This window comes from Aquiflexum gelatinilyticum (assembly GCF_024741135.1).
Taxonomy (GTDB): Bacteria; Bacteroidota; Bacteroidia; order Cytophagales; family Cyclobacteriaceae; genus Cognataquiflexum; species Cognataquiflexum gelatinilyticum.
The window spans coordinates 223789-249565 of record NZ_JANSUY010000005.1 but is presented as its reverse complement, the minus strand read 5'-3'; the positions used below and the strand labels follow the sequence as shown (position 1 = coordinate 249565).

The following is a 25777-nucleotide window of genomic DNA, read 5'->3' as shown; positions in this document are numbered from 1 at the left end:
TGTAAAGACGCTGCATGCTCCGTCTCTAAGAGTACGCACCAAAAAGCAGGGAGATACAATAACCATCGAAGTGGCGGACAATGGCCCCGGCATCCCCGATGAGATCAAAGACAAAATCCTGCAGCCTTTCTTCACTACCAAAAAAGGTACAGAAGGTACAGGTCTTGGACTGAGCATTACGCATGATATCGTGAAGGCCCATGGGGGAGAGTTGAGGGTGGAAAGCCCTCCTACAAGCTATAATGGTGAAGTGAGAAACGGATCAAAATTTATTGTCTCTTTACCTAATGAAACAACGCTATGAAGAAACTGGCGACAATATTGATTCTCCTCCTTTTCATTGGTGCTAAACGGACTATTGCACAAAGTCTTGATACGATCATTGCCAATCACAATACCGTAACTGATAGCCTAATGCATGCCCTCACTCAATCAAAAACAGACACCGGCAAAATTGCTATTATGGTCAGACTGTGCAATCAATATATGTTCAATAAGCCTGATTCCGCTCTTTTCTATGGCTATCAAGCTATAAATATTGCCAGAGAAGTTGGGTTCCCAAAAGGAGAAGTTGATGCCATGCAAGCAAGTGCTATAGCATTAAATACACTCGGGAATTTTTCCAAAGCCTTTCAAATCACTCTGCAGGGCGTCAACCTCGCAAACAAAATTGGTCAGAAAGAAATGAAAGGAATGCTGCTGCTGGGCCTAGGTCATACATACACCAACATAGGTGATTATAAAAACGCATCAAAGTATTTTCAACAAGCCTACCTTGTTTTGGATTCGGTGCAAAAATCGGAGGCTCACCCTTTGCCTATGGCAACGCTTGCGATTTCCTATTTAGGCAACGCTTATTTGGAATTGAATAAAATCGATTCAGCAACATTCTATAATCAAATGGCATATGAAAAATCGATTCAACTTGAAACTAATTGGTTGTCCAATATTACACTGATTAACCAGGCAAGAGTGGAAGAACGAAATGGGCATTTTGATCTGGCCAAATCTTACCTGTATCAAAGCACGAAGGAGGCTACAAGTACATTTTGGTTGTTCCAAGCCAATTTCGATATGGCCCAACTCCATTATCGGTTAGGAGAGAGTGATTCGTCCATTTTCTACGCAACAAAATCTTTAAACATAGCCAATGCTAGTGGCATTTATACCAACATCATAGATGCAAACGAATTTCTTTCCCAAATCTATCGGGAAATAGATTTTGAAAAAGCACTAGCATATAGTACCCATGCAATTGCTTACAATGACAGCCTAACACACTTAGCCAACATTACTGACTTCGAAACAATCGCAGGGTTTGATGAACAACAAAAAGAATTTGAAATTGCTGCCGCAGAAACAGCTTTCAAAAATAGTTTTAGGCAAATTTTGTTGTTGAGTGGCCTCGGAGTGATTATTGTAATTGCTTTGATTATTTTCCGTGGCTATAGAAAAGAAAAGCAAGCGGCATATTCACTGCTTCAAAAAAACCAACAAGTTGAATCAGCCTTAAGGCAACTCAAATCCACCCAAGCCCAACTCATCCAATCGGAGAAAATGGCCTCATTGGGTGAACTCACCGCAGGGATCGCCCATGAGATTCAGAATCCATTAAACTTCGTAAATAATTTCTCCGAAGTCAGTGCGGAAATGGTTGATGAGATGAATGAAGAACTGGAGAAAGGGGATATAGAAGAGGCTAAATTCATTGGTAAAGACCTCAAAGAAAACCTATCCAAAATAAACCATCACGGCAAGCGGGCTGACGCCATCGTCAAAGGTATGCTCGAGCATAGCCGGACCAGCTCGGGGGGGAAAGAACTGACAGACGTCAATTATTTGGCAAGTGAGTATTTGAATCTTGCCTACCAAAGCTTCAAATCCAAAAATGAAGGGGTTAATATAACGCTGATCACAGAACTTGATCCAACAATCTCCAAAATTGAATTGGTCCGAGCCGATATCGGGAAGGTATTGTTGAATATTCTCAATAATGCCTTTTATGCCTGCACCCATTCAGAATTCTTAATTCAGAATTCAGAATTGAAACCACTAGTAACCGTCTCCACCTCCCCCCTTCAGGGGGGAAGGGGGGTAAAAATCTCCGTAAGCGACAACGGCCCCGGCATTCCCGATTCCTTCAAAGAAAAAATCTTCCAGCCTTTCTTCACCACTAAACCTACAGGGCAGGGAACAGGATTGGGATTATCTTTATCTTATGATATCGTGAAGGCGCATGGGGGGGAATTGAGGGTGGAGAGCCAAACTGCAGGTGAGGCGGGTGAAGTGGGTGGTGGAACTGTATTTACTTTTTATTTACCTATTACACCATCCACATGAAAAAATACATAGTCCTTATCATTCTCTTTGCTGGCATTCAGCTACTTGGCATGGCTCAAACTAGGATGGAGATTGACAGCCTTAAACATGAACTATCTATTGCCACACAAGATACTACCAGGGCAATGCTATTGGCTGATATATGCCAGTTCTATAAATGGAATCGACCAGATTCAGCATTGTATTATGGTAATAATGCAGTATTACTGGCTCGACAAATCAATTTCCCAAAGGCAGAACTCCATGCATTGTCTGGAATTATTTTAACTCATCTGGCTATTGGCAACGATTCAAAAGCACTACAAATAACTCTGGAAGCGCTTAAGATAGCTGAAAGAAATCCTGATTGGCCGGGAAAGCCAAACTTACTTTATCATTTAGGCACCCTTTACACCCAAGCAAAAGATTACGAAAAGGCACTGAGTTACTTTAAAGAATCAAAGATTTTATCCGAGGCAATTAATCCGTGGTATGCATCCATTGGCGGGGCAGGCATTGCTTCAACCTTTTTAAAAATGAATCAACTCGATTCAGCCTTTTATTATAGCAAATTAGCAAAAGTTAATTCCGAGCGGCTAAATCTAGTTGTGGCGACGCCCTTTACAACTCGCGTCCTTGGAGAAATATATTTCGAAGCAGGGATGTATGATAGCGCACTAATATTAAACAAACAAGCATTACAAAACAGTAGAAATTCAAGGCATTTATTTCGTTGCAATTATAATATAGCTCGGATTTATCAAAAGATAGAAAAACTTGATACAGCCCTCTTTTTTGCTAGCAAGGCACAGGAAATAGCAAAAGAAAGCGGCATTTTTTCGGATATAATCGAGGGTGAAATTTTACTTTCGGAATTCTGTGAGATAACAGACCCTGAAAAAGCACTTCAGTTTAGCAAGTCAGCAATCGCCTATATGGACGGCCTCGATGATCTCAGGATACAAACAGGATTGGAAGCCTTCATTGACTATGATGAACAAGAACGTCAGTATGAAATCGAGGCAGCGAATATAGCTTATCAAAACCAGGTACAGCGCTTATGGATTTTTAGCATATCAGCCGCGTTAATTTCCTTACTTATACTTGCATTTATACTCTTTCGAAACAATAAGCTAAAGAAAAAAGCCAATGCCCTGCTACAGGAGCAAAAAGAAAAAATTCAGTCGACTCTTGAGAAATTAAAATCCACCCAAGCCCAACTGATCCAGCAGGAAAAACTCGCCTCTCTCGGCCAACTTACCGCCGGCATTGCCCACGAGATCAAGAACCCGCTGAATTTTGTCAATAACTTCTCGGAGGTGTCTATTGAGATAATTGGCGAGACCTTGGAAGAGATGGAGAAGCGAGAGACCAGAGACGAGACAATCATCCTAGAAAACCTTGAGGATATCCAGTCCAACTTGCAAAAAATCCACGAACACGGCAGTCGCGCCAATAGCATTGTGACCTCGATGTTACAACATTCCCGTGGAGGATCAGGGGAAAAAGAACCGACTGACCTCAATGCCCTGATCAAGGAATATGTAAACCTAAGTTTTCACGGAATGCGCGCCGGTAAAAACCCTATCAATGTCGATGTAATCCTGAACTTGGATCCTGAGGTAAAGGAAGTATCCCTGATCAAAGAGGACTTTACAAGAGTAATCATCAACCTATTCAACAATGCTTTTGACGCAATGAGGACCGTAACGACGCTGCATGCAGCGTCTCTAAGTGTACGCACCAAAAAGCAGGGAGATACAATAACCATCGAAGTCGCGGACAATGGACCCGGCATCCCTGACGACATCAAAGACAAAATCCTGCAGCCTTTCTTCACTACCAAAAAAGGTACAGAAGGTACAGGTCTTGGACTGAGCATTACGCATGATATCGTGAAGGCCCATGGGGGAGAGTTGAAAGTCGAATCCGAAATAGGGAAAGGCACTACGTTTACAATACTGTTGAATCACAAACCATCACCCCAAAGCATATGAAACCCAAGATCGGATTTACGCACCCAATTTTTTATCTGTTGTTTATGCCATTGATAGTGGCCATCTCCTGTATCAACAAAACCGACACCCCTTTTCCGGAAAATGGGTCAGGATATGAAATCCCAAAAGCTGTTCCCTTCCAAATGCCGGAAGGAAAACCCATCCAATGGAAAACCTATCCGGAGGATAGCGTTCCCAAGCCTGTCAAAATTGCCTTTGATGTTGAAACTCTGCCCTCAAAGCCCTTTACAATAAATGAGTTTAAAACGCTCAAAAATCCCATCACTTCTACTTCATTTGATTGGGATAAACTTGAATCCATACCTTTCAAAGCCGATTCTATTGATAAGTTTCCTGTCAAAGTCCGGAAATTCATCTTACCTAATCCAGTTGTGACTTCTGCGGACCTGCCTTCAGTCTGGATGGGAGGAACATCTGCCATTGTTAGATTGGGTCAAGCTGAAGGTTTGTTGGGAAATAAAGTTTACTCCCTGCAGACTGATAATTTTGGGAGCGTCTGGATTGGAACAGAACGGGGATTGCACAAATACAATGGTTCTGAGTTTTTGACTTATAATTTCTTTGGAAAAAATGAAAACGGCTCCATTGAAATTATCTCCGATCTGATATTGGATAAAGAAGGTAGGTTGATTATTTCAGGTTTAGTTACCGGGGTTTATCGATTGGATATTACGTTAGGTATCTTAGAGCATTTTGCTTACGAAAAAGGATTTGTACGGATGGAATTAGACCATCAGGGAATTTTGTGGGGGACAAATAATGGCTTGTTCTTCCTCGATATGGAAAACAGGCTGATTTCTGAGGTCGACCTTCACCGGACCAATCCCAATATGAATATCGCTTTTGGAGTCAAAGAGGACAGTCAAAAAAATATTTGGATAGGTTTGGGACAAAAAATCGGAATACTTGATCCCGAACGAAAAGCCATCCGGTTTATCGGAGAACCTGAAGGCCTTGTTGTGAGGACTGCCTATAACTTTACAGAGGACAAATCCGGGAATGTCTGGATCACCGCGTTTTCAACTGATGCTTTCAGTGTTTCCCTGCAAAACAGCAAGGTCATGCATTTGGGAGCTGGACAGGGATATTTTGGACGGACCACAGATGTATTTGAGGATAATATGGATAGACTTTGGCTGATATCCAACGATACCGTTACGGTGTATGACCCGGTTTCGTCCAAAATTAAGAAAATCCTGACAGGATCACCGATCCGGGTGGTGGGTTTTCCCTCTTCCTCCATGATGGGCAAAGGGGGTGAAATATGGATAGGTACAGACAAGGATGGCATTCTCTTGATTGATCCAAAGGGAATGATGGCGGAAAATTTTTCAACCAATAATGGCTTGGAAAGCAATGATGTCTGGGGAATCGATGAAGATTCCCAAGGAAGAATCTGGATGGCGACTTACAGAGGCATCAACATTTATGACCCGGAAAAAGAAAAACTTTCACTTTTGAAACTTCCTAGTGAATTGAGCGGAAATGATTTTCGCCAATTGATTGCGATCGGGGAAGATAAATTTCTTGCTGGTATTATGGGTGGGTTTGCCATCATAGATGTCCAGGCGAAATCCATCACCCATTACAATACCGTTCAAAAAGGCCTTGTAAACGCTGTATTTAATGGCATACAAAATGCAGATGGTAAGTTTTGGATGGGAACAGGAAACGGATTGTTGGTTTTTGATCCTACTTCAAATTCCTTCCAAAAATTGGACAAATCAAATGGACTAGTATCCAACACCTCCTTTGTCGTCATCAATGACCGGAAAGGAAAGATATGGGTTTGTTCAGATGCGGGGATCAACATCATCGATCCCAAAACCAATACCAATGTGACCTTACAAAAAAAGGAGGGATTGCTGAGTAATTATAACTCCATGGTTTTTGAGTCTGCATCCGGAGAAGTTATTGTCGGAGGGGATGAGGGCTTCTCGATCTTTAGTTTGGATGAAACTTCCATCACCCACGTTTCGGCCAAAAACGGCCTGATGCCACCGGCACTATATGACCTGACTGAAGTAAACGGAAAGATCCATGTCGGTTCTGAAAACGGGATAATCGTAGTCGATCGGCCGACACCCAACAATCCCGATCAGGTTTGGCATTTTTCCAATTATGGCAAATCTTCAGGGATTCCATACAATGATTACAACCAGTCCACTGCATTTCCAACCAAAAAAGGTCCGGTTTTTTGGGGAGCTTCACCGATCATGACTGTGGTGCATCAGGACCCCATCATGGACAGCCTTGCCCCTGTGGTAAAAATCAAAGGGATGAATATCATGGATCAAAACCCGGTATTCATGCATACTTCTTTTCTAAAAAACAGCCTTTCTGAGGGAGATACGCTTTGGAACAGTGATTTTTCAAAAGGATTTACAAAAGACAATTTTCCTAAAGATTCCAGTTATCTTGCCCAAAACAACATCCAATGGGACAGCATCAGCCCCGGTTTTCAGATGCCTAATCAGCTCAAACTTCCATATGACCAAAACTCCTTCAATTTCAGTTTTGTCAACCAATCTGTTTTGGGAAGGGATAAAATTGTGTACAGGTACATTTTAGAAGGGGCAGACCAAGCTTGGTCAGACGTCAGTCCCAAATCAAACTCCAGGATTTACTATAACCTTACCCCGGGAGATTACAAATTCAAGGTGGCCACACGGGGATTCAATGGCATTTGGAGTGAACCTGCCACCTTGGATTTTGAAATCCTTCCTCCTTGGTGGCAGACTTGGTGGGCATATTTGCTTTTTGCTTCGCTGTTTGGCGGGCTGACTTACGGTATTGTCCATGTCAGGTCCCAATACCTGAAAAAGGAAAACAGGATTTTGGAAGAAAAAGTAATGCACCGGACTTCGCAACTCAATAAATCCATAGATGAACTCAAAGCCACCCAATCCCAACTTATCCAATCTGAAAAAATGGCTTCCTTGGGTGAACTCACAGCCGGTATCGCCCACGAAATCCAAAACCCACTGAATTTTGTCAATAACTTCTCTGAGTTGAGTGTTGAGTTAGCGGATGAATTGAAGGAGGAATTGTCAAAAATCACTTTGGAATTAGGTCAAAAAAAGGAGTTGGAATCTATAGCGAACGACATCATCCAAAACCAACAAAAAATCCACCACCACGGCAAACGGGCAGATGCAATTGTAAAGGGAATGTTGGCACACAGCCGAAACAACTCTAGCCAAAAGGAACCCACAGATATCAATGCCTTGGCGGATGAATACTTGCGATTGTCTTACCACGGATTAAGGGCCAAGGATAAAAGCTTCAATGCCGACTTCAAGACAGATTTAGACCCAAGTCTTCCAAAAGTAAATGCGGTTCCACAGGACTTGGGCAGGGTATTATTGAATCTGATCAACAATGCATTTTATGCAGTAAGTGAAAGGGCAAAACAGCACAATGAAGGATACAGACCAACAGTCGTGGTAAAAACCATCAACCTTGGTGATAAGGTGGAGATTAAAGTAATTGATAATGGAAATGGGATTCCCGAACATGTCAAGGATAAAATATTCCAGCCTTTCTTTACCACCAAGCCTACAGGGCAGGGGACTGGATTGGGCTTGTCCTTAAGCTATGATATTGTGAAGGCTCATGGTGGGGAATTGAAAGTAGAAACAAAACATACCTCTTACAGCACGGATGCTAAAGAGATTGGCGGAAGGGGAGAAGGTACAGAATTTAGAATAATATTACCATGTTGAAGGTTTCTATATCTGGTAAGCCAATAAATCTAATTGCTTTGGATAGGTGCTATTTCAAAAAAAATCCTAAACCGGGTATCGATCAGATACCTTGCTTAGGATTTGCAAAGATTAATACCTTGACTATCAATGATTACCTTCTTGTCCGGGCTGGGTCAACTCTGGTCCTTGCAGGATCTACAGCACGGGTTCTCGCGGGATCCACTATCTGTTGAACCAGGTTTTCATTGATCTGATCCAGACTATCAGAAGACGTTTGTCCATCTTCATCAGAAGGCAATAGATTATCCTGATCATCAGTGTTGGAATCTGCCAATTCAAAGCTTGACTCTAATTCAAAAGTAAAAAATATGAACCAGTTGTTTTCAGAATTGATAAGGTGCTTTTTCATGATTTTAAATTTAAAATGCAAATTTTATATATTAAAGGTAGTTTTTTATGTTAAAAAACCAAATTTTAATACCTTGAAAATGTGTGCCATGAATTACCAACAAGCAAAACCTTAATTTGTAAAATATTTATGAAGTCCGTTCTTATATTGATTAAGGGAAGTATTTGGGGTTTTCGACTGATCGTTTTCAGCTATTTTTATATGCCTTTTTTAGAAGTTCAGGCACAGACCATTGAAAGTCTGAATTCAGATCTTGAAATCCTTAGGCAAAAACCTGGCTTTGAAAAAGATACCATCTATCTCAATAAAGCGAATGAACTGGGATTTATGCTTGCAGAAAGTAATCCGGAGGAGGCTTTTACTTTTCTCGACAAGCAAATAGAAATGTGCAGGAAGGCAAAATTTGAAAAAGGTGAATCTGAGGCGTTGAAAATATATGGGAATGCCCTCCAAAATAAGGGGGATTTTACTGCTTCTATAGGATATTACCAAAAAGCACTTTCAATAGCAGAGGGTTTGCCGGATGGAAATCTGGTCCCGGGAATCTTGAATAATATCGGTTTGGTTTACTTTAGCCAAGGAAATTATGCAGAGGCTCTGAAAAATTTCTATGATGCTATAAAAGGAGCTGAAAACACAAAGAACCTAAATGTGAAAGCTGCTGCGTTAAACAATATCGCTCTTATCTATTTTGAACAAGGCAAATTTGAAGATGCGAAATCCAAGTACCTAGAGATGTTGGAAATCTATAAGGTTTTGGGAAATCAAGGCCGGATGATTCTCGCTTTAAATAACATTGGTGATGTAGAACTCAAGCAGAACAGACCTTTTGATGCACTTGAAAACCTGAAATTGGGCCATGCCATGGCTTTAGAGCTACAAAGCTCGGAATTCATTGAGATGACTTCGAGGACTTTGGCGGATATTTACACAGCGCTTGACAGCATCGATAAAGCAGAAATTTTATACAAACAATCAATATCAATATCCCAAGAAAAGGGATATGGGGTTCCATTGTCACATTCGACTATCGGTTTGGCTGATTTGTACCTTAAGAAGGGAAAAATCAAAGAAGCCTTGGATTTGGCTAACGAAGGTTTGGCACAATCAGAAAAAATGGGGCAGATTATGCAGTTGCGTAATTCAAATGAATTGTTGGCAAAAATTTATGAAAAAAACGGAGACTTTGCTGAGGCTTTGGAAAAATTCAAACTTTTCAAACAGTATAGCGACAGTGTCAACAATACTCAGGGACAAAGACTTGCTGCAACTTTAGAGGCTGAATATGAATTTTCTAAAAAGACGTTGGAATTTGAAAAAGCTAACCTAAGGCAGAAATGGCTTATTTTTTCTGCTTTTTTCGGATTGTTTGCCTTTTTGATCATCCTGTTTTTGGTTTATCGAAACAGGAACAAACTTAATAGGGCATTTCTTATCCTGAAGGAAAAAAACATTGAAATCGGAAGCAAAAACGAGAAATTGGAAAATGCCCTTTCACAATTAAAGGCAACACAATTACAGCTTATCCAATCAGAGAAAATGGCGAGCCTTGGTGAACTTACAGCAGGGATTGCCCATGAAATGCGAAATCCTATAAACTTTGTAAATAACTTTTCGGAAGTTAGCCATGAATTGATTGGAGAAATACAAGAGGAAAGATCCAAGAGTCAAGAAGCAAGAGACGAGTCTTTGGTTACTGAGATACTTGAAGATGTCAAATCAAACCTTGAAAAAATAACCCATCATGGCAAACGGGTAGATGACATTGTAAAAGGAATGCTAGAGCACAGCCAAAAAAGTTCTGGTGAAAAAGAATTGACAGATATCAATGCTTTGTCTTATGAATATTTAAGATTGTCTTTTCAAAGCATGAAAAGGATTGAAAAAGATATCAATGTAACCTATGAAACTAACTTTGATACGAGTCTTCCAAAAGTGAATGTTATACCACAGGATATTGGCCGGGTATTGCAGAATATTTTCAACAATGCATTTCAGGCCCTAGCGCAATCTTCAAAGAGTATTGAACCACACCTAACCGTCTCCACGAAAAATTTTGGTGACCAAATCCAAGTTTCTATATCCGACAATGGTCCGGGAATTCCTGATGCGATCAAAGACAAAATCTTCCAGCCTTTCTTTACTACCAAGCCGGCTGGACAGGGAACGGGATTGGGGTTGTCCCTTTCTTACGATATTATCAAAGCACATGGGGGCGAAATTTTGGTGAAAAGTAAAGAAGGAGTAGGTAGTGAGTTTGTAATTACAATCCCCAAAGAAGCTTAATCAAAAGAGAACTAAATATTTTGATTTTTTACCTATCAACCATATTTCCAATTATTGAGGCAGTTTTAACATTTAGACAGAAAGAGGTCTAGCTTAAATTGATTTTTCTGATTAAGGCAAATAAAAATCACAGTTTTTCTATTTTATATTAAGATCATTTTTTTGATTCAAAATCTTGCTTAAGGGTCTAATTAGAATCCTTCAATTCTGCTTTTTTTCTTTTTGGGAATCCATCCATTGGAAAATCTGGTATTTTTTATAAATGAATTTAATTTCTGGTGTTGTCCATTACCTAATTTATTTTGGGTCTTTTCTTGCTAATTTCAATCCTTCAAAAAAAATCTGAAATTTTTCCAAAAAGGATTTCTTAAATCAAAAAAAATTGGCTTTGTGTATTTATTTATATTACATGTTTTGATACAAAAATAACCAAAGAATAAAATTTTATAATTTTAATTTAGATATAAATAATATAAATAGTTAAATTTTTTAGTGATTTAATTTTATTTGAATTCTCATTATAAAACAAGCCGTTTTTTCTCTATTTTTAGTAGGATAATTTTTTTAAAAGTAATTTCGTATATTGGAAAGTCCTTTTTATTAGAAGTTATTTGCACTTCATAATCCAAAAGCGACAGATTGTTATTTATTGGATTGACCTAATAACTTAACCAATTCTTTTAAGATTACTTGAATTTTAACTCTTCAATTTTAAACAACTTTCCAATGCGGATGCTATCAAAATTCAGCAATTTGCTGTTGATATTATTGCTACTTTCGGCAAATTTTTCACATGCCCAAACTGTCAAACTAGAACAAGGTCAAAATGGAGGTATCCAAAGTGATCCCATAAGTCCTGTAAATTGGGCTACCGGTAACTCCAATAATGCCAATAGCCACTTTTTTGAGGGTCAATCTATACCTTACAGACTAACCATTTCTAAAATCAAGTCCGGCTATAAAGGTGTTATTGAAATAGAATGGGATACCAGAACCAATGGGAAAAGTGCCATTGACTATATAACAGGGTTTAACAGAATATGTGAGGATGTTGAACCTGTTCCGGGTATTCCATTTGGATCAAATCAATATCAATATGTTCAGATTCCTGTTCCGGGGTCTGGAAATGGATTGCCGGCATCTAGCTTTAACCTCATACCTGAATCTGAAAGAAGGTTGGCCATCTATGGTGGAAAATTTGGAACGATAAGTTATGTAATTCAACAAAGTCCTTCTTCCACATCAGCGATCACTCGCCTGAGGATAGCATTTACCGCGACCGGAACACAGTCAGGCACAAACAATTCTGTAGTAATTGCTTGGGGTGGACATATTGCAAGTGCTACTGATTGGGGTGAAGGAAACTCGGCTTCAAGTATTAATGGATCTCCATATCACACAAGAGTGGTTTCATTGAATGGAAAATCAATAGGAAGTCAGGATCGTTCAGTGCAAGCAGCTTCTACCTCCATAGACTTGGATCCTGACTGCGCTATCACAGGTGATGCAGAAGTTTGCGCTGGTTCTACAACTTCTTATTCAGTAGCAGTAGATGCCGATAATTACAATTGGTCAGTTTCAGGTGGTGAAATCGTCGAAGGACAGGGTAGCAAGTCGATCACTGTTAATTGGGTGTCTTCCGGGACAGTCTCTTTAGAAGTGAGCAACCAAGGTTCCTGTGGCCCAACACATTGTAGTTTGGATGTTACCCTGACCACTCCACCAATCTTAGAAGTAGTTGATGGAACCCTTTGTAGTACAGAGAATGGTGGTAATACAGCAATCGCAAATTTATTTGAATTTGCAGGGGTCAATTTTGGAGAATTGATTTTCAAGCGCGAAGGAAATATTATCGAAACACCGGAGTCTATATTAGTTACAGATGGAGATGTTATTGAAGTTACTGCAACAGGTGGTTGCGGCAAAACTGAAATAATGAAGATCAAAGTCAACGACCGTCAGATCTTCGGTATTTGCTCCCAAGGTAAGGTTTATGAACCTATAGGCTCTGAATTGAAAGCCCTCTATGAAATTTTCAAACAAGGCCAGACTGTTGGATCCAATGAAGTATTTTACATCAGTGGAAATGAGGTCCTCGTTGAGGTTATTTACTTCAAAAACAAGTTTAACGAAGCAAAAACAGCCTTACTAAGTTTAAATTTTGTTACTCCTGATGAATCGGAACTTAAGCAAGATCCTAATTCCCTTATCATTGCAGGATTTCTTCCAATTGAAAAGTTATTGGAATTAAACAATTTTCCAGATGTCATCAACTCTGTTCGTCCTGCAATTCCCGGTGTTCCCAATAAAGGAGCGACCACTACTCAAGGAGATAGGGTAATGCGGTCCAATCTAGTTAAAGCAGGTTATGTTCATTTTGAAGGTGACCAAGCCATAGATGGTTCAGGAATTAAAATTGGTTTGCTTTCTGATAGCTATGCCACAAGAAATGATGGAGGTGTCAATACCTTGTCGACAGATATAAGCAACGGAGACCTACCTGAAAGTCTTTATTTTTATAGAGATATGCCTAGTAGGTTTGGGATAGGTTCTGATGAGGGCCGTGCCATGCTTCAAATTGTTCATGATGTTGCACCTGGTGCGCAGTTAGGTTTCCGTACGGGAGTTATCACTTCAGGTGATTTTGCCCAAGGAATCCGTGACTTAGCCGAAGCAGGAAGTGATATTATTGTGGATGATATTACTTATGTAACAGAACCATTCTTTAGCGACGGGAAAGTTGCAAAAGCAGTAAATGAAGTAGTTGCAAATGGCGTTTCCTATTTTACTTCTGCAGGAAATTTTGGAAGTAAATCTTTCGAAGGAACATTTAATCCTGTTAAAGACCTGTCAGTCAATTTGCCTCTTAATGATGATGAATGGGTAGATGGTGGCCGTATTCATCAATTTAGTGATGGTAATATTACACAGTCGATCAAAGTCTTCCCCGGTCAAAATGGTCCGGCAGTTTACATGATTGCACTTCAATGGGATGATCCACTGTATTCTGTCGACCAAATCGGAAGCTTATATGACCTTGATATTTATCTAAAAGATTTTGGTGCACCGCTCTTTGGATTTAACAGAAATAACGCAAACGGTGACCCAATTGAAATCCTATCTTTCACCATTTCAGAGCCAACTACAGTTGATCTTTTGATTGCACGTGAATGTGAGACTTGTACAGATTTGGATTCAAATAGGGGGATTAAGTTTAAATATGTGGTCTTCAGGGGAGAACTTGATCCTAATGATCAGAATGGAATAAATGCTTCGACAGTTGTAGGCCATGCAAATGCAGCAGGAGCCATGACAGTAGGTGCAGTACTCTATGCCAATACCTCGGTTTTTGGATTTAGTCCAACCCTCGTACCGAGCGGAACTGACCCATTTACAGTAGCAACTTTCTCTTCAAGAGGAGGAACGATTACCAATGGAGAACTTCGGGACAAACCGGATTTCACAGGTCCAAATGGTGGAAACACTACGGTGGACCTAGGGGCACCGGATTTGGAAGGTGATGGTTTTTCAAACTTCTTTGGAACATCAGCCGCAGCTCCACATGTAGCGGCAGTTGCAGCTTTGGTGAAGCAAGCACGTTTAAAATATTACCCGACAACTAACCCAACGGATTGGTTAGGAGGGACCGGAACAAGTTTACCTGCAGATATTAGGAGAGTGTTAAAAACTACCTCACAAGACATGCATGAAACAGGTTTTGACATTAAGTCTGGTTCCGGATTAGTACGTGCGGATAGGGCTTTACTTTTTCTTGCTGCACCAAATCCTGAAAACATAGAACTAGTATATGATGAAGGAGTAAATCCGGGAGAAGTTGAGTTCAAATTGAAAATAACTGGCACCAACTTATACGAAGGTTCCAATGTCTATTTGAGAGATGAAATCTTAAATGCCACCTATGGATTAGACGAATTTGGAGCAGGATTCTTGGAGGTGACCATTCCGGAATTTGAAGGAAACCCTGGCGTTACTGTAGTTAACAATGCTATTTCGGATAGCGGACTCGATGGTGGAACAGCCGGGCCTGTCTATTTCTTTGATATAGTTAAAAAAACAATTGCTATCAGGGCTGATAACCAAACAAAGAAATATGCCCAGATTTTGGAACCATTTTCAGCTAGCGTATACGAAAGAGTTGATAATAATTGGGTTCTGAGTACACTCAGCCTTGAAGACGTTGGACTTACATTGGGTTCAATAACGGAGGGAAGTACTTTGGTTCCGTTGACACTGACTAGTCCAATCGCAGGGGATCTTGCAGATGTTGGAACATATATCATTACCGCTTCTCATCCTCAAACAAGCGTTGCTTTTTCTGACTTTTTCAATTATGTCGGAGTGGTTCAAGAAGATGGAAATTTATTTTACGATGGTACAAATAATGCTTTTGGAAACTATGGTCCTGGGATAATCACAGTAGAGCCATTACCGATTACCATCAAGCCTTTAGATTTGACAGGTGAATCTGCATTGAAGTACGGAGAGTCAATCAGTGACGCTTTGAAATTTGAGGTAATTATTCCTCAAGACGTCATTGAATCTGATGGTAAGGTAAAAATAGTTGATGTACAAAGTATAAAGGATGCCATTCTCAATCAATATTTCGAAGATCTTGCAATTGCAAAACAGCCTGATGACAACAGCCTTCCATTGGGGATTTTTAACGGTAGGACAATTTTCAATAAGGCTAGTTTCAACAATAAGAGTTTCATGGTCAGTTCACGAACCATGATAAATGCTAGAACTATTTTCAATGCTCGCACCATATTCAATAGCAGGCCGATTATTAATTCTGCCTTTGATGTTCCGGCAGATTCATTCTTGGAATATCTTGATGATCAAGAAAATCAGGAACTAAAAACTGTAAGCATCAATGGTAGACCTATAATCAATGCCAGAACAATTTTAAATGCACGTACTATTGTAAATGGTAGAACAATTATCAATGGTAGGACTATCATTAATGCACGTACTATTCTCAATGGTCGGACCATCTTCAATTCAAGAACCATAATCAACAGCTCTGGTGGTGAAGGCGAAGGGGAGGATGATAATACCTTGGTGATTTTTGGTGAAAAAGACCTTGAACTAGCAGAAGAAGTGGAAAAAGATGGAATCAAATATTATGATTTCGGTGAAGAGGTCGTTGAGAGTGATGATGATTTCAACCTTGAATTCTTCTCTGTAAACATGGTGACAGGAACTGATGTAGGGGAACATTTTATTATTCCAGGAACCTTTGAGTCAAGAAATTATAGAGTTGGATACCTGCCTGCGGACCTTTCAATTACACCTGCCACTCTTATAGCAACAACATCAGCTAATCCAGATGTGATTGTGTATGGTGATGAATCACCTGAATTCTCTACTGAATTCGAAGGATTTGAGGTAAGTACAAGGTTCATAGATAATGAAGGAACTGAAGTGATCCAAGAAGAAAATCAGGAATCAATCATTGAATCTATTAATTATTCGTTACTAAAAGATGGAGGAACCTTCCCCGGAAGTGGGTTAATCGCAGCGGGACTTTATGAGATTGATCCTACCGTAAGCCTTTTTGAATCTTCTAACTATATCCTTGGAACAATTACTAGAGGTCAATTAAACGTTGGAAAAGCTACACCAAATGTTTCTGTAACAGGGGGAGTGTTTGAGTTTGACGGGCAACCAATTGAAGCGACTGCGTTTGCTTATGGGGTGGGCGGAATGGAGGATGTAATTGATCAAAGCTTAATTACTTTGGAGTATGAAGGAACAGGCGAAACCAAATATGGACCAACCTCTTCGGCACCTGTATTACCGGGTACCTATCGTGTGATTGCCAGTTTTGGAGGAAATGAGAATTACAATTCTGCAAGTTCTGAATATGCCACCTTGGTAATTGTAGGTTGTGTCAATGAAGCACCTGAAATGGGTGATTTTGAAACAGCCATGGGAAGTGGAAATTCAACTAATCCTGCAACCATAAAAAGGCCAGCCAATACCCAAACAGGAGATTTGTTGATAGTAGGTTTAATGTTTGAAAAAGGTAGGGCGCCATCTGTGTCTCCACCTGATGATAGTTGGAAACTTATCCAAAGAGTCGATCAGTTGAACCAAGTTGCAATGGTAACTTATTACAAAGTTGTAACAAGTCACAATGAGCCTGAAACTTATGGATTCAGAATCAATCAAAGTCCAAAATGGACAATGGGAATTTCAAGGGTTCGCGGTGCGGATATCAATCATCCGGATGGACCAATAGCAGCATTCAGTGGTTTGTCTGGGTCTCAGGGATTTGTTGCAACTGCACCATCATTGACCATTGAGGAATGCAATACTTTGGTGATGCTATTCTACACAAATAAAAAGAATGCCACATGGACGCCACCTGTTGGAACCATTGAGGTATATGATGATCCTAATAATCAACAAGGTTTGACCTCTAATATGATGTCATACTTCATTCAAAGTGAGGCGGGAGAAACAGGTGATTTAAGTGCAACTGCTTCTTTGGCAGAACATTGGGTGGCACAGGCAATTGCTGTTCGTCCTTTGCTTACTTCATTTGAATCAGCACGAACAAAACCTTTGTCAGGAGAATCTCTCACAGAGTTGTCAGTTTCTGAAGGTGTTTCTAAACTTGAGCAAGATGAAACTTCAGGTCAAATAAAGGCTTATCCTAATCCTGTAAAAGACAGAATGAATTTAAGCCTTATGGGTCTGGTCAAAGAAGAGCCAAATGAGTCTTCATTGGTGATTTTGGATGCTATGGGAAGAAGCCATAGATTACCTCAGGTTTGGTATGGAAATGAAAGCCGATTGGAATTGGATTTCTCTCAAATGCACATTGGTTTCTATATTATCAATATCCAAACTTTGGATGGTGTCAAATCCATTCGAGTGATCAAGCAAACCCGATAAAAAACTCAATTAATATAAAACAAAAAGAAATGGAAGTCACTTCCATTTCTTTTTGTTTTAACCAAAATCAGTCAGTTTGCCAAATGGGTCAACAGGATGTAAATCTCAGGTTTGACGGTAAACATTAATATTCTTTCGAAAATCATGTTTTACTTTCAAAGTGAAAGAAGATTTATTCTTTTTGAGTTTTATATAAAAAAATCCGGTTGTAAATGATTTTCATTTCTATCCCTGAACCATAAATGATTTTATGCCTTTTTGTCGGGAAAAATGATCCATCGATTAATAGTTAGGTCATCAGATATTTTGAAAGCATAGATTAAATTGGTCTTAGGGTTGTTAAAAATCGACCACAATCAATGGAAAACGGGCCAAAGTGAATTCAATTGCATTGAAAACAGATGCTTTTTTTATAAATGATGAAGAGAAGGAAAACATATTTTTAAATTCAAAATCATTTGAAAAATGACATGATTGGATTTTGGTTAATTTAATGATATTTTTAAAAGTGTAAAATGAGGAAAAAATACCCGTTCTGACAAAAGCGCTGTTATTAGTATTCTCTTAGGTATATGAACCGAAATATGACTATTTTTAAATACATCCTTCTTTTTCCATTGTTTTATTTAGTATTTGTTTGGCATAGTGTTGGGCAGACCTACAGGTCTGATAGTTTGCTTAACTCTCTAGAAAAACTCAATGATGACAGTGTAAAAGTCTCCCACTATTTGGAATTGGGTCTCGAATTTTTAGGCTCAGATATAAATAAAGCCATATTTTACTTCGATGAAGCCATCTCTTTGGGAAATAAATTAAATTACAAAAAGGGTCTTGCAGATGCTTACAATGCAAAAGGAAGGGCATATGCCCAGCAGGGTAGTTTTCAGGAAGGTATTTTGAGCTTTCAAGAAGCATTGAAAAATTTTCACGACATCAATGATAAAACAGGTGAAGCAAATATTTTAAGCAATCTAGGTTCCATTTATTTTTTGTTGGGAAACAGTACCAGGGCTTTAGAACTTCATTTTGAATCGCTCAAACTATCTGAGGAGCTTGATAACAAATTGAGGATTGGGACTTCATTGAATAATATTGGGACTGTCTACCAAAAAAACCCAAACACAATCAATGAATCATTGGGGTTTTTCAAAAAATCCCTAAAAGTGTTTCAGGAAACAGAATCAGAGCAGGGGAAAGCAACTGCAGCTATGAATATTGGAGAGGTTTATTTTTTAAAATCTAAGTATGATTCTGCAATATATTTTCATCAATTGGCTTTAGAACTTTGCGATGGTACTCTTGACGCGACATTTCCGCTCACTCAATTAGGTGAAATCAATGCTCAATTGGGGAATTTTCAAAAAGCATTTGGTTTTCACAGACGAGCATTGGAAATCTCTGAACGCTTGGATGCAAAATTTGAGCTGACACAAGGCTTGATAGGATTAGCCAAAACCCAAAGGAAAAGGGAAGATTTTGAGAGTGCTGTCAATACTTTGGAAAGAGCCAAAATCATAGCTAAGGAGATAGATGCAAAAAACGAATTGGTTGATGTATATCTAAATCTTTCGGAAATACATGCCTTTGTGGGAGACTATAAAGCTGCCTATGAAAATGAAATCAATGCAAAGTCTGTAAAGGAGGAAATTGCAAAATCGAGTACTGAAAAAATGATCCAACAACTTCAATTCGAATTTGAATTGGATAAAAAAGAGGCAGAAATAGCCCTTCTTCAAAAAGATACGGATTTAAAAAATGCCGCAGTTTTTAACCAAAGGATAATCATCTTTACCTCATTAGGAGGATTGGTGATGTTTATCATCATCAGTATTTCTTTGTTTAAAAATAACCTCAGCAAGCAAAAGGCAAATCACTTACTTCAAGCCCAAAAAGAAGAAATCCACGCCCAAAGAGAAAAAGTGGAATCTGCTTTTGACCAACTGAAATCCGCTCAAGCCCAATTGATTCAATCAGAAAAGATGGCTTCTCTTGGGGAACTGACAGCGGGAGTTGCACATGAAATCCAGAATCCATTAAATTTTGTAAATAATTTTTCAGAAGTCAGTAGCGAATTGATTGATGAAATTGAACAGGAAAGAGCCAAAAGCGCAGATAAAAGAAGCGAAGCTTTTATTAGTGAAGTTTTGAGAGATGTCAAAACCAACCTGAATAAAATCACCCACCACGGAAAGCGAGCAGATGCTATTGTTAAAGGCATGATAGCTCACAGCCGTCCAAGTACAGGAGAAAAAGAACCGACAAATATCAATTCATTATGTGAAGAATACCTTAGGCTTTCTTATCATGGCATTAATTCCAAAGATAAATCCTTTAATGGCGAATTTATTACAATAGAGACCAAGACCAACTTAGATCCAAATCTGCCCAAAGTCAATATTGTCCCGCAAAACATTGGTAGGGTACTAATGAATATTTTAAGTAATGCTTTTCAGGCTTTGAATAACAATGAGTTTAGTATAAAAAAATCTATTAATCCCGGTTCAGGATGCAAACCACTTGTAACTGTATCGACTAAAAATAAAGGAAATAAAATCGAAATATCAGTAAAGGATAACGGACCGGGTATTCCTGATTCTATCAAAGATAAGATTTTCCAACCTTTCTTCACCACCAAACCCACAGGTCAAGGAACAGGATTAGGTTTGAGTTTAAGTTACGATATTATCAAAGCCCACGGAGGGGAAATTACTGTAGAATCTAAAGAAGGAGAGGGGACAGAGTTTATTATAACTTTACCTGTCTAGATTGATATTTAAGGCGTAAATCCAAATTAATTCCGGTAATAGGATTGGGATTTCAGATACCGGTTTTTCCTTGGAATTCGTAATTCTGTCAGTAAAAATTTTGCAAAAAAAATAATTTGTTAGGCATTATGTTTGGTTTTTGAATATTTTAAAAAAATTACCTCACAAAAGGAAATATGATTTTAGAAAATATTATTTCAATCTTTATTTTAAACTATCTCAGGAAGAATAGAGATTTAACGGCTGATTTTGCCAAATGGGAGAAATTACTAAGAATAGGAATCGGGATAGGAGTTGCTCTTATTTTTTTGGAAGTCACCCATCTGCTTCCGGGTTTTCTACTCACTGTATTGACCATAGCATTATTTGTCGCCCTCAGTTATTTGGTCTATAGGGTACCCGGATTTTCTAAAGGGAAATCATTCGTCTATGCTGTGCTGCCTTATTTTATTATCACTTCTGCCGGACAGTTGATTCAAAATCTGGCACCTGATTTTTTTGGTAAAATTGACACTTACTTTGAGACAGCTGAATTCTTTGCTTTTATATGGGCTATTTCTGTATGGTGGACAGGTAGAAAACAGAAAAAAGCACTTGATGCAGAAAGATTGAAAGCGCTTGAAAAAGAGAAAGAGTTTCAGATGAGTCAAGCTCTCAAGGCCCAGCTTGAAATCCAGGTTGCGGAACGTACTGCCGCTCTCACTCGACAAAAAGAAGAATTGGAAACTACCCTCAGCGAACTTAAAGCTGCCCAATCCCAACTCATTCAGGCAGAAAAAATGGCTTCTCTTGGAGAGCTCACTGCCGGAATCGCCCACGAGATACAAAATCCATTGAATTTTGTGAATAACTTTTCGGAAGTCAGTAACGAACTGATAGAAGAGATCGAAGAGGAGAGAAGTAAAAAACAAGAAGCCAGAGATGAAGAATTAATAGATGAAATATTAAAAGACATCAAAGAAAACTTGGGAAAAATAGCCCATCATGGCAAGAGGGCAGATGGCATCGTCAAAGGAATGCTGCAACACAGCAGGACAGGTTCCGGCCAAAAGGAGCTGACCGATGTCAATGAATTGGCAGATGAGTTTTTGAGATTATCCTATCATGGTTTGAGGGCCAAGGATAAAAGTTTCAACGCCGATTTTAAAATGGATTTTGATGCTTCATTACCGAAAGTAAATATTGTTTCACAAGACATCGGAAGGGTATTGTTAAACCTGATCAACAATGCATTTTATGCATGCGGAAACTCTGAATACAGGATAAAGAATCCGGAATTGAAACCCACAGTAACCGTTTCTACCAAGAAACTTGGAAAAAAAATACAAATCACTGTTTCCGACAACGGACCGGGTATTCCTGAAGACATAAAGGAGAAAATCTTCCAACCTTTCTTTACCACAAAGCCAACAGGACAGGGGACGGGTTTGGGTTTATCCCTTTCGTATGACATTGTAAAAGCACATGGAGGAGAATTAAATGTAGAAAGTGCAGCAGGAAGAGGAACTCATTTTGTAATTACTTTACCAACGGGGCATTAGGAATACATTTTATCCTTATCTAGAATTTGTTTTAAGTATTGAGTTAGCGATACATCAATTGAGTTAAAAACAAAGGATGTTCAAAATATCGAATAGAATTTGTATTTTACATTAATAATTGACCTTTGTCATAATATGAAAAAAGCCTTTCGCCCGAATAACTCTTTTTGTAGCATATTTTATTTACCGGTTTTCATTTTATTTTTTTTTCTTTTAATCCAATTTCCCGGAATAGCTCAATCCGATATTGAAATTGGTATTCCACCCATTAAAGCCTATCCTCCCAATGTGTACAAAGGCCACCATCAGGTTTGGAGCGCAGTTGAAGATAATAGAGGGATCATGTACTTTGGTACTTCTAATGGTATTGTGGAATTTGATGGAGTTTCTTGGAGAAAGGTTGATTTGCTTAAAGAATTCGGGTCCTCTAATGTCCGATTTTTGGGAAAAGATCCAAACGGGAAAGTGTTTTTTGGAGGAAGTGATTTTGGTTATTTGGAAGTTGACCCATTTGGGTTTACTAGGCCAAAATCCCTGAAGTCTATTTTTTCGAATAAGGAAGACCTATATGGAGATATCTGGAGTTTGGTTTTTTCAGGCAACAAAATTTTTGGACAGGCAAGAGAATTTCTATTTAGATTGGAACTTAATGAAGATAATACAGCGAAGGAATTTAAAATCTGGAAACCTGAGACCTCATTTATGTATGCATTTGACAAGGATGGAGAGGTTATAGTTCATGAACTTGGAAAAGGTCTATTTAAAGTTGTTGGAGAAGAGTTAGAAATTATAGAGGGCAGTGAAATTTTGGGGGATGAAAGAGTACAAGTCATGGTACCTCTTGGTGAAAGTCCTGAAGGCAAAAAAAAGTATCTTTTTGGTATGTTTTTTAGTGGGTTTATACTTTACGATGGAGAAAAATTTCAGCCTTTCAAATCAGAAATTGACCCATTTGTAAAAAACGGTTCTGTTATTTATAAAGGAATTTCTCTTCCTGACGGAAATCTGGCTTTTTCATTGTTAGGAGAAGGTTTGGTGATTGTAAACAAGGATGGTGAAGTCCAAAAAATCATCAATAGTGAGACAGGAATGTTAGATGAATCTTTTTATGCCACCTATTTAGATAAATCAGGCACTTTATGGTTGGGTAGTGAAAACGGAATAGCAAGAGTCGAGGCATCTTCACCTGCCACAAGATTTACCAAGCAATCAGGCCTTAATAGTGGTGTTTTGTCAATGGCACGTGTAAAAGGAAATCTCTACACAGGAACAGCCACAGGTCTATTTAAATTTGAAAATAAAACCAAAAGTTTTAACAAGATTCTTGGAGTTCCCAATACCCAGATTTTTCAATTATTGAGGGATGGTGAGGATTTGATAGTGCCCACTAAGGGATTGTTCATCATAAGAGACCAAGAACTTATCCAAATTGAAGGGACTGATTTAGGATTTGAAGCCCTTTCATTATCGATTTCACCTAATCGTCCGAATTATTTGTTTGCAGGAACCAATGAAGGTCTAGTTATATTTAAAAGGAATTTGGATTCTGGCAAAACCATTTGGGAGAATTTGGGAAAAGTCCCTTTACTCCAAAATCAAATATGGTCCATTGCCCAAAATTCAAGAGGGGAAATATGGGTCGGTACTCAAGACGGAGTGGTATTCAAAGTCGAATTCGAAGAGGATTCCTCTGGAAATTTAGATATACAAAAATCAAAAATCCGAAATTTTGGCCCTGAGCAAGGCCTTAAGGACGGTTCAGGTTTTGTCTTAGAGGTAAAAGACAAAGTTTATTTTCCTGCAGCCTCAGGATTCTATACGTTTGATACCAAAACTGAAAAATTTCAAATTGATAGTGTATTCAGTATTGATTCAAGAAATGTAGCACCAGAAGAAGCATTTATTCAGGAAGATGTTGAGGGAAGAGTCTGGATTCAATTTGAGGAAAAGCAAGCTATAGCAGAACCGCAACCTGATGGGAGCTATAAAATCGTAGATAGCCCTGCAAATATGTTTGGAGGTGAGGTGATTTTGTCTTTTTATTTTGAGGAAAACGGGATCGTGTGGATGGGAACTGGTAATGGATTGATAAGGTTGGATGAGAAAGTCAGTGGAAACGAATCCAGGGATTTTAAAATTCTAATGAGGCAGGTAAAAGCAGGTCCGGATTTATTAGAGTGGAATGAATCTTCCGGATCCCTAAAGTCAGAAATTAAAAATAGTATTAATTCTTTGAGGTTTGATTATGCATCCCCGTTTTTTGAACAAGAGGATCGGATTGAGTTTCAAACCTTTTTGGAAGGTTTTGACAAAGATTGGTCAGATTGGGGAACAAACTCATACAAAGAATATACCAACCTAGGTAAGGGGGATTACACCTTCAGGGTGAGAGCAAAAAACATTTATAATTCAGTCAGTGAAGAGGTTACATATTCATTTACCATTCTTCCACCTTGGTACGGTACCTGGTGGGCCTATCTAGTATACCTGACAATAATTGGATTCATAATTTACTTGATTGACCGCTACCAGAGAAGGAGATTAATAGCTAAGGCACGAGAAAAAGCTAGAGAAAGAGAATTGGAACATGCAAATGAAATAAGAGAGGCTTATGAAAACTTAAAAGCCACGCAAGAGCAACTTATCCAACAGGAAAAATTGGCCAGTCTAGGGCAGCTTACAGCAGGAATAGCCCATGAAATTAAAAATCCTTTGAACTTTGTTAATAATTTTTCAGAGCTGAGTATTGAATATGTCGGTGAAATAAAAGAAGCTGTCGAGAAGTTGGAACAGGTTGAAATTAAGGAAGAAATCAACTCCCTTCTTGATGAAGTTAACGGAAACCTTGCCAAAATTTTGCAACATGGGTCACGTGCTGACGGCATTGTAAGGTCGATGTTGATGCACTCACGGGGTGGAAAAGGAATCAAGGAACCGACAGATCTTAATGAATTGATTAAGGAATATGTCAATCTAGCTTTTCATGGAATGCGGGCAAGCAAGAATCCGATCAATGTGGATATAAAAGTCCAATTAGAAGAAAACCTTGCCAAAGTGATGCTCAATCCTGAGGACTTTAGTAGGGTAATTTTGAATCTATGCAAAAATGCATTTGATGCAATGCGGGATAAAATTGAAGCAATTGGTAAAGATTATCTCCCTAAACTTTCTGTGAGTACCAAAAACCTTGATGACAGTGTTATGGTTGTAGTTGAGGACAATGGGCCAGGTGTGGCGGATGATATTCGTGATAAGTTGCTGATGCCGTTTTTCACGACTAAAAAAGGGACAGAGGGAACGGGACTTGGCCTGAGCATCACACACGATATAATTAAAGACCATGAGGGTGTTCTGGAAATAGACTCTCAGGTGGGAGTTTACACCAGATTTATTATTTTAATTCCAAAGATTCAATAATTTAGATTGTTATGAAAATACTGATTGTGGACGATGAAAAAGACGTCGAAATGCTTTTTAGGCAAAAATTCAGAAAGGAAACACGTACCGAAAATCTGGAATTGGTATTCGCTTTTTCAGGTGCAGAAGCATTGGAAATATTAGAGGAATCAGACCCTCCAAATGTTGTCTACGTATTTTCAGATATCAATATGCCGGGAATGACAGGCCTAGAATTATTGGAAAAAATCAAGGATCGCTTTCCACAGATCAACGTTAGTATGATTTCTGCTTATGGGGACAGCGATAATTATAACAAAGCAATCAAATCCGGCGCAAAGGAATTTTTCACAAAACCAATTGATTTTGAATCTCTTAAAGAGGAAATTCGGAATTTGATGAAAACTTAAAT

The 25777-nt window shown here is 38.8% G+C and carries 11 protein-coding genes; 10 read left to right on the top strand and 1 reads right to left on the bottom strand.

The features are described 5' to 3' along the window. The 4 genes from NU887_RS10145 to NU887_RS10130 all read left to right on the top strand — a co-directional run. A partial coding sequence (locus tag NU887_RS10145; protein WP_258423252.1) for a sensor histidine kinase occupies window positions 1-304 on the top strand: 304 nt, incomplete at its 5' end. Next, window positions 301-2340, top strand: a complete 2040-nt coding sequence (locus NU887_RS10140; RefSeq protein WP_258423251.1) for a tetratricopeptide repeat-containing sensor histidine kinase — start codon at window positions 301-303, stop codon at window positions 2338-2340. The genes NU887_RS10145 and NU887_RS10140, both read left to right, overlap by 4 nt. A 50-nt stretch (window positions 2341-2390) precedes the next feature. After that, entirely contained in the window at window positions 2391-4316 is a 1926-nt protein-coding gene (locus tag NU887_RS10135) for an ATP-binding protein (protein WP_258423250.1), read from the top strand. After that, the gene (locus tag NU887_RS10130) at window positions 4313-8062 is read left to right on the top strand and encodes an ATP-binding protein (RefSeq protein ID WP_258423249.1); all 3750 of its coding nucleotides are present in this window, start codon (window positions 4313-4315) and stop codon (window positions 8060-8062) included. The genes NU887_RS10135 and NU887_RS10130 overlap by 4 nt, the downstream gene beginning before the upstream one ends. 133 nt (window positions 8063-8195) lie before the next feature. Here NU887_RS10130 and NU887_RS10125 read toward each other — a convergent pair whose 3' ends face one another. Continuing rightward, a complete protein-coding gene (locus NU887_RS10125; protein ID WP_258423248.1) occupies window positions 8196-8453 on the bottom strand; it encodes a hypothetical protein in 258 nt (85 codons plus the stop codon). Window positions 8454-8582: 129 nt separating this feature from the next. On the opposite strand from NU887_RS10125, the gene NU887_RS10120 reads away from it, so the two are divergent. From NU887_RS10120 to NU887_RS10095, 6 genes are all read left to right on the top strand, one after another. Then, window positions 8583-10739, top strand: coding sequence for a tetratricopeptide repeat protein (locus NU887_RS10120; protein WP_258423247.1), 2157 nt, complete (start codon window positions 8583-8585; stop codon window positions 10737-10739). 726 nt (window positions 10740-11465) lie between these two features. Then, the gene (locus NU887_RS10115) at window positions 11466-17663 is read left to right on the top strand and encodes a S8 family serine peptidase (protein ID WP_258423246.1); all 6198 of its coding nucleotides are present in this window, start codon (window positions 11466-11468) and stop codon (window positions 17661-17663) included. Window positions 17664-18247: 584 nt separating this feature from the next. After that, window positions 18248-20428 (top strand): tetratricopeptide repeat-containing sensor histidine kinase, encoded by a 2181-nt coding sequence (locus NU887_RS10110; protein ID WP_258423245.1) that lies wholly within the window; start codon window positions 18248-18250, stop codon window positions 20426-20428. 176 nt (window positions 20429-20604) lie between these two features. After that, window positions 20605-21969, top strand: coding sequence for a sensor histidine kinase (locus NU887_RS10105; protein ID WP_258423244.1), 1365 nt, complete (start codon window positions 20605-20607; stop codon window positions 21967-21969). A 288-nt stretch (window positions 21970-22257) separates the two neighbouring features. Next, on the top strand, window positions 22258-25386 hold the full coding sequence (locus NU887_RS10100; protein ID WP_258423243.1) for a sensor histidine kinase: 3129 nt from the start codon (window positions 22258-22260) through the stop codon (window positions 25384-25386). Between the two features lie 11 nt (window positions 25387-25397). Further along, entirely contained in the window at window positions 25398-25775 is a 378-nt protein-coding gene (locus tag NU887_RS10095; protein ID WP_258423242.1) for a response regulator, read from the top strand. The last annotated feature ends 2 nt before the right edge of the window (window positions 25776-25777 follow it).

Bases quoted from the DNA above. Each gene is read 5' to 3' on its own strand.
- NU887_RS10140 (WP_258423251.1), top strand. From the start codon at position 301: ATGAAGAAACTGGCGACAATATTGATTCTCCTCCTTTTCATTGGTGCT.
- NU887_RS10135 (WP_258423250.1), top strand. From the start codon at position 2,391: ATGGCTCAAACTAGGATGGAGATTGACAGCCTTAAACATGAACTATCT.
- NU887_RS10130 (WP_258423249.1), top strand. From the start codon at position 4,313: ATGAAACCCAAGATCGGATTTACGCACCCAATTTTTTATCTGTTGTTT.
- NU887_RS10125 (WP_258423248.1), bottom strand. From the start codon at position 8,453: ATGAAAAAGCACCTTATCAATTCTGAAAACAACTGGTTCATATTTTTT.
- NU887_RS10120 (WP_258423247.1), top strand. From the start codon at position 8,583: ATGAAGTCCGTTCTTATATTGATTAAGGGAAGTATTTGGGGTTTTCGA.
- NU887_RS10115 (WP_258423246.1), top strand. From the start codon at position 11,466: ATGCGGATGCTATCAAAATTCAGCAATTTGCTGTTGATATTATTGCTA.
- NU887_RS10110 (WP_258423245.1), top strand. From the start codon at position 18,248: ATGACTATTTTTAAATACATCCTTCTTTTTCCATTGTTTTATTTAGTA.
- NU887_RS10105 (WP_258423244.1), top strand. From the start codon at position 20,605: ATGATTTTAGAAAATATTATTTCAATCTTTATTTTAAACTATCTCAGG.
- NU887_RS10095 (WP_258423242.1), top strand. From the start codon at position 25,398: ATGAAAATACTGATTGTGGACGATGAAAAAGACGTCGAAATGCTTTTT.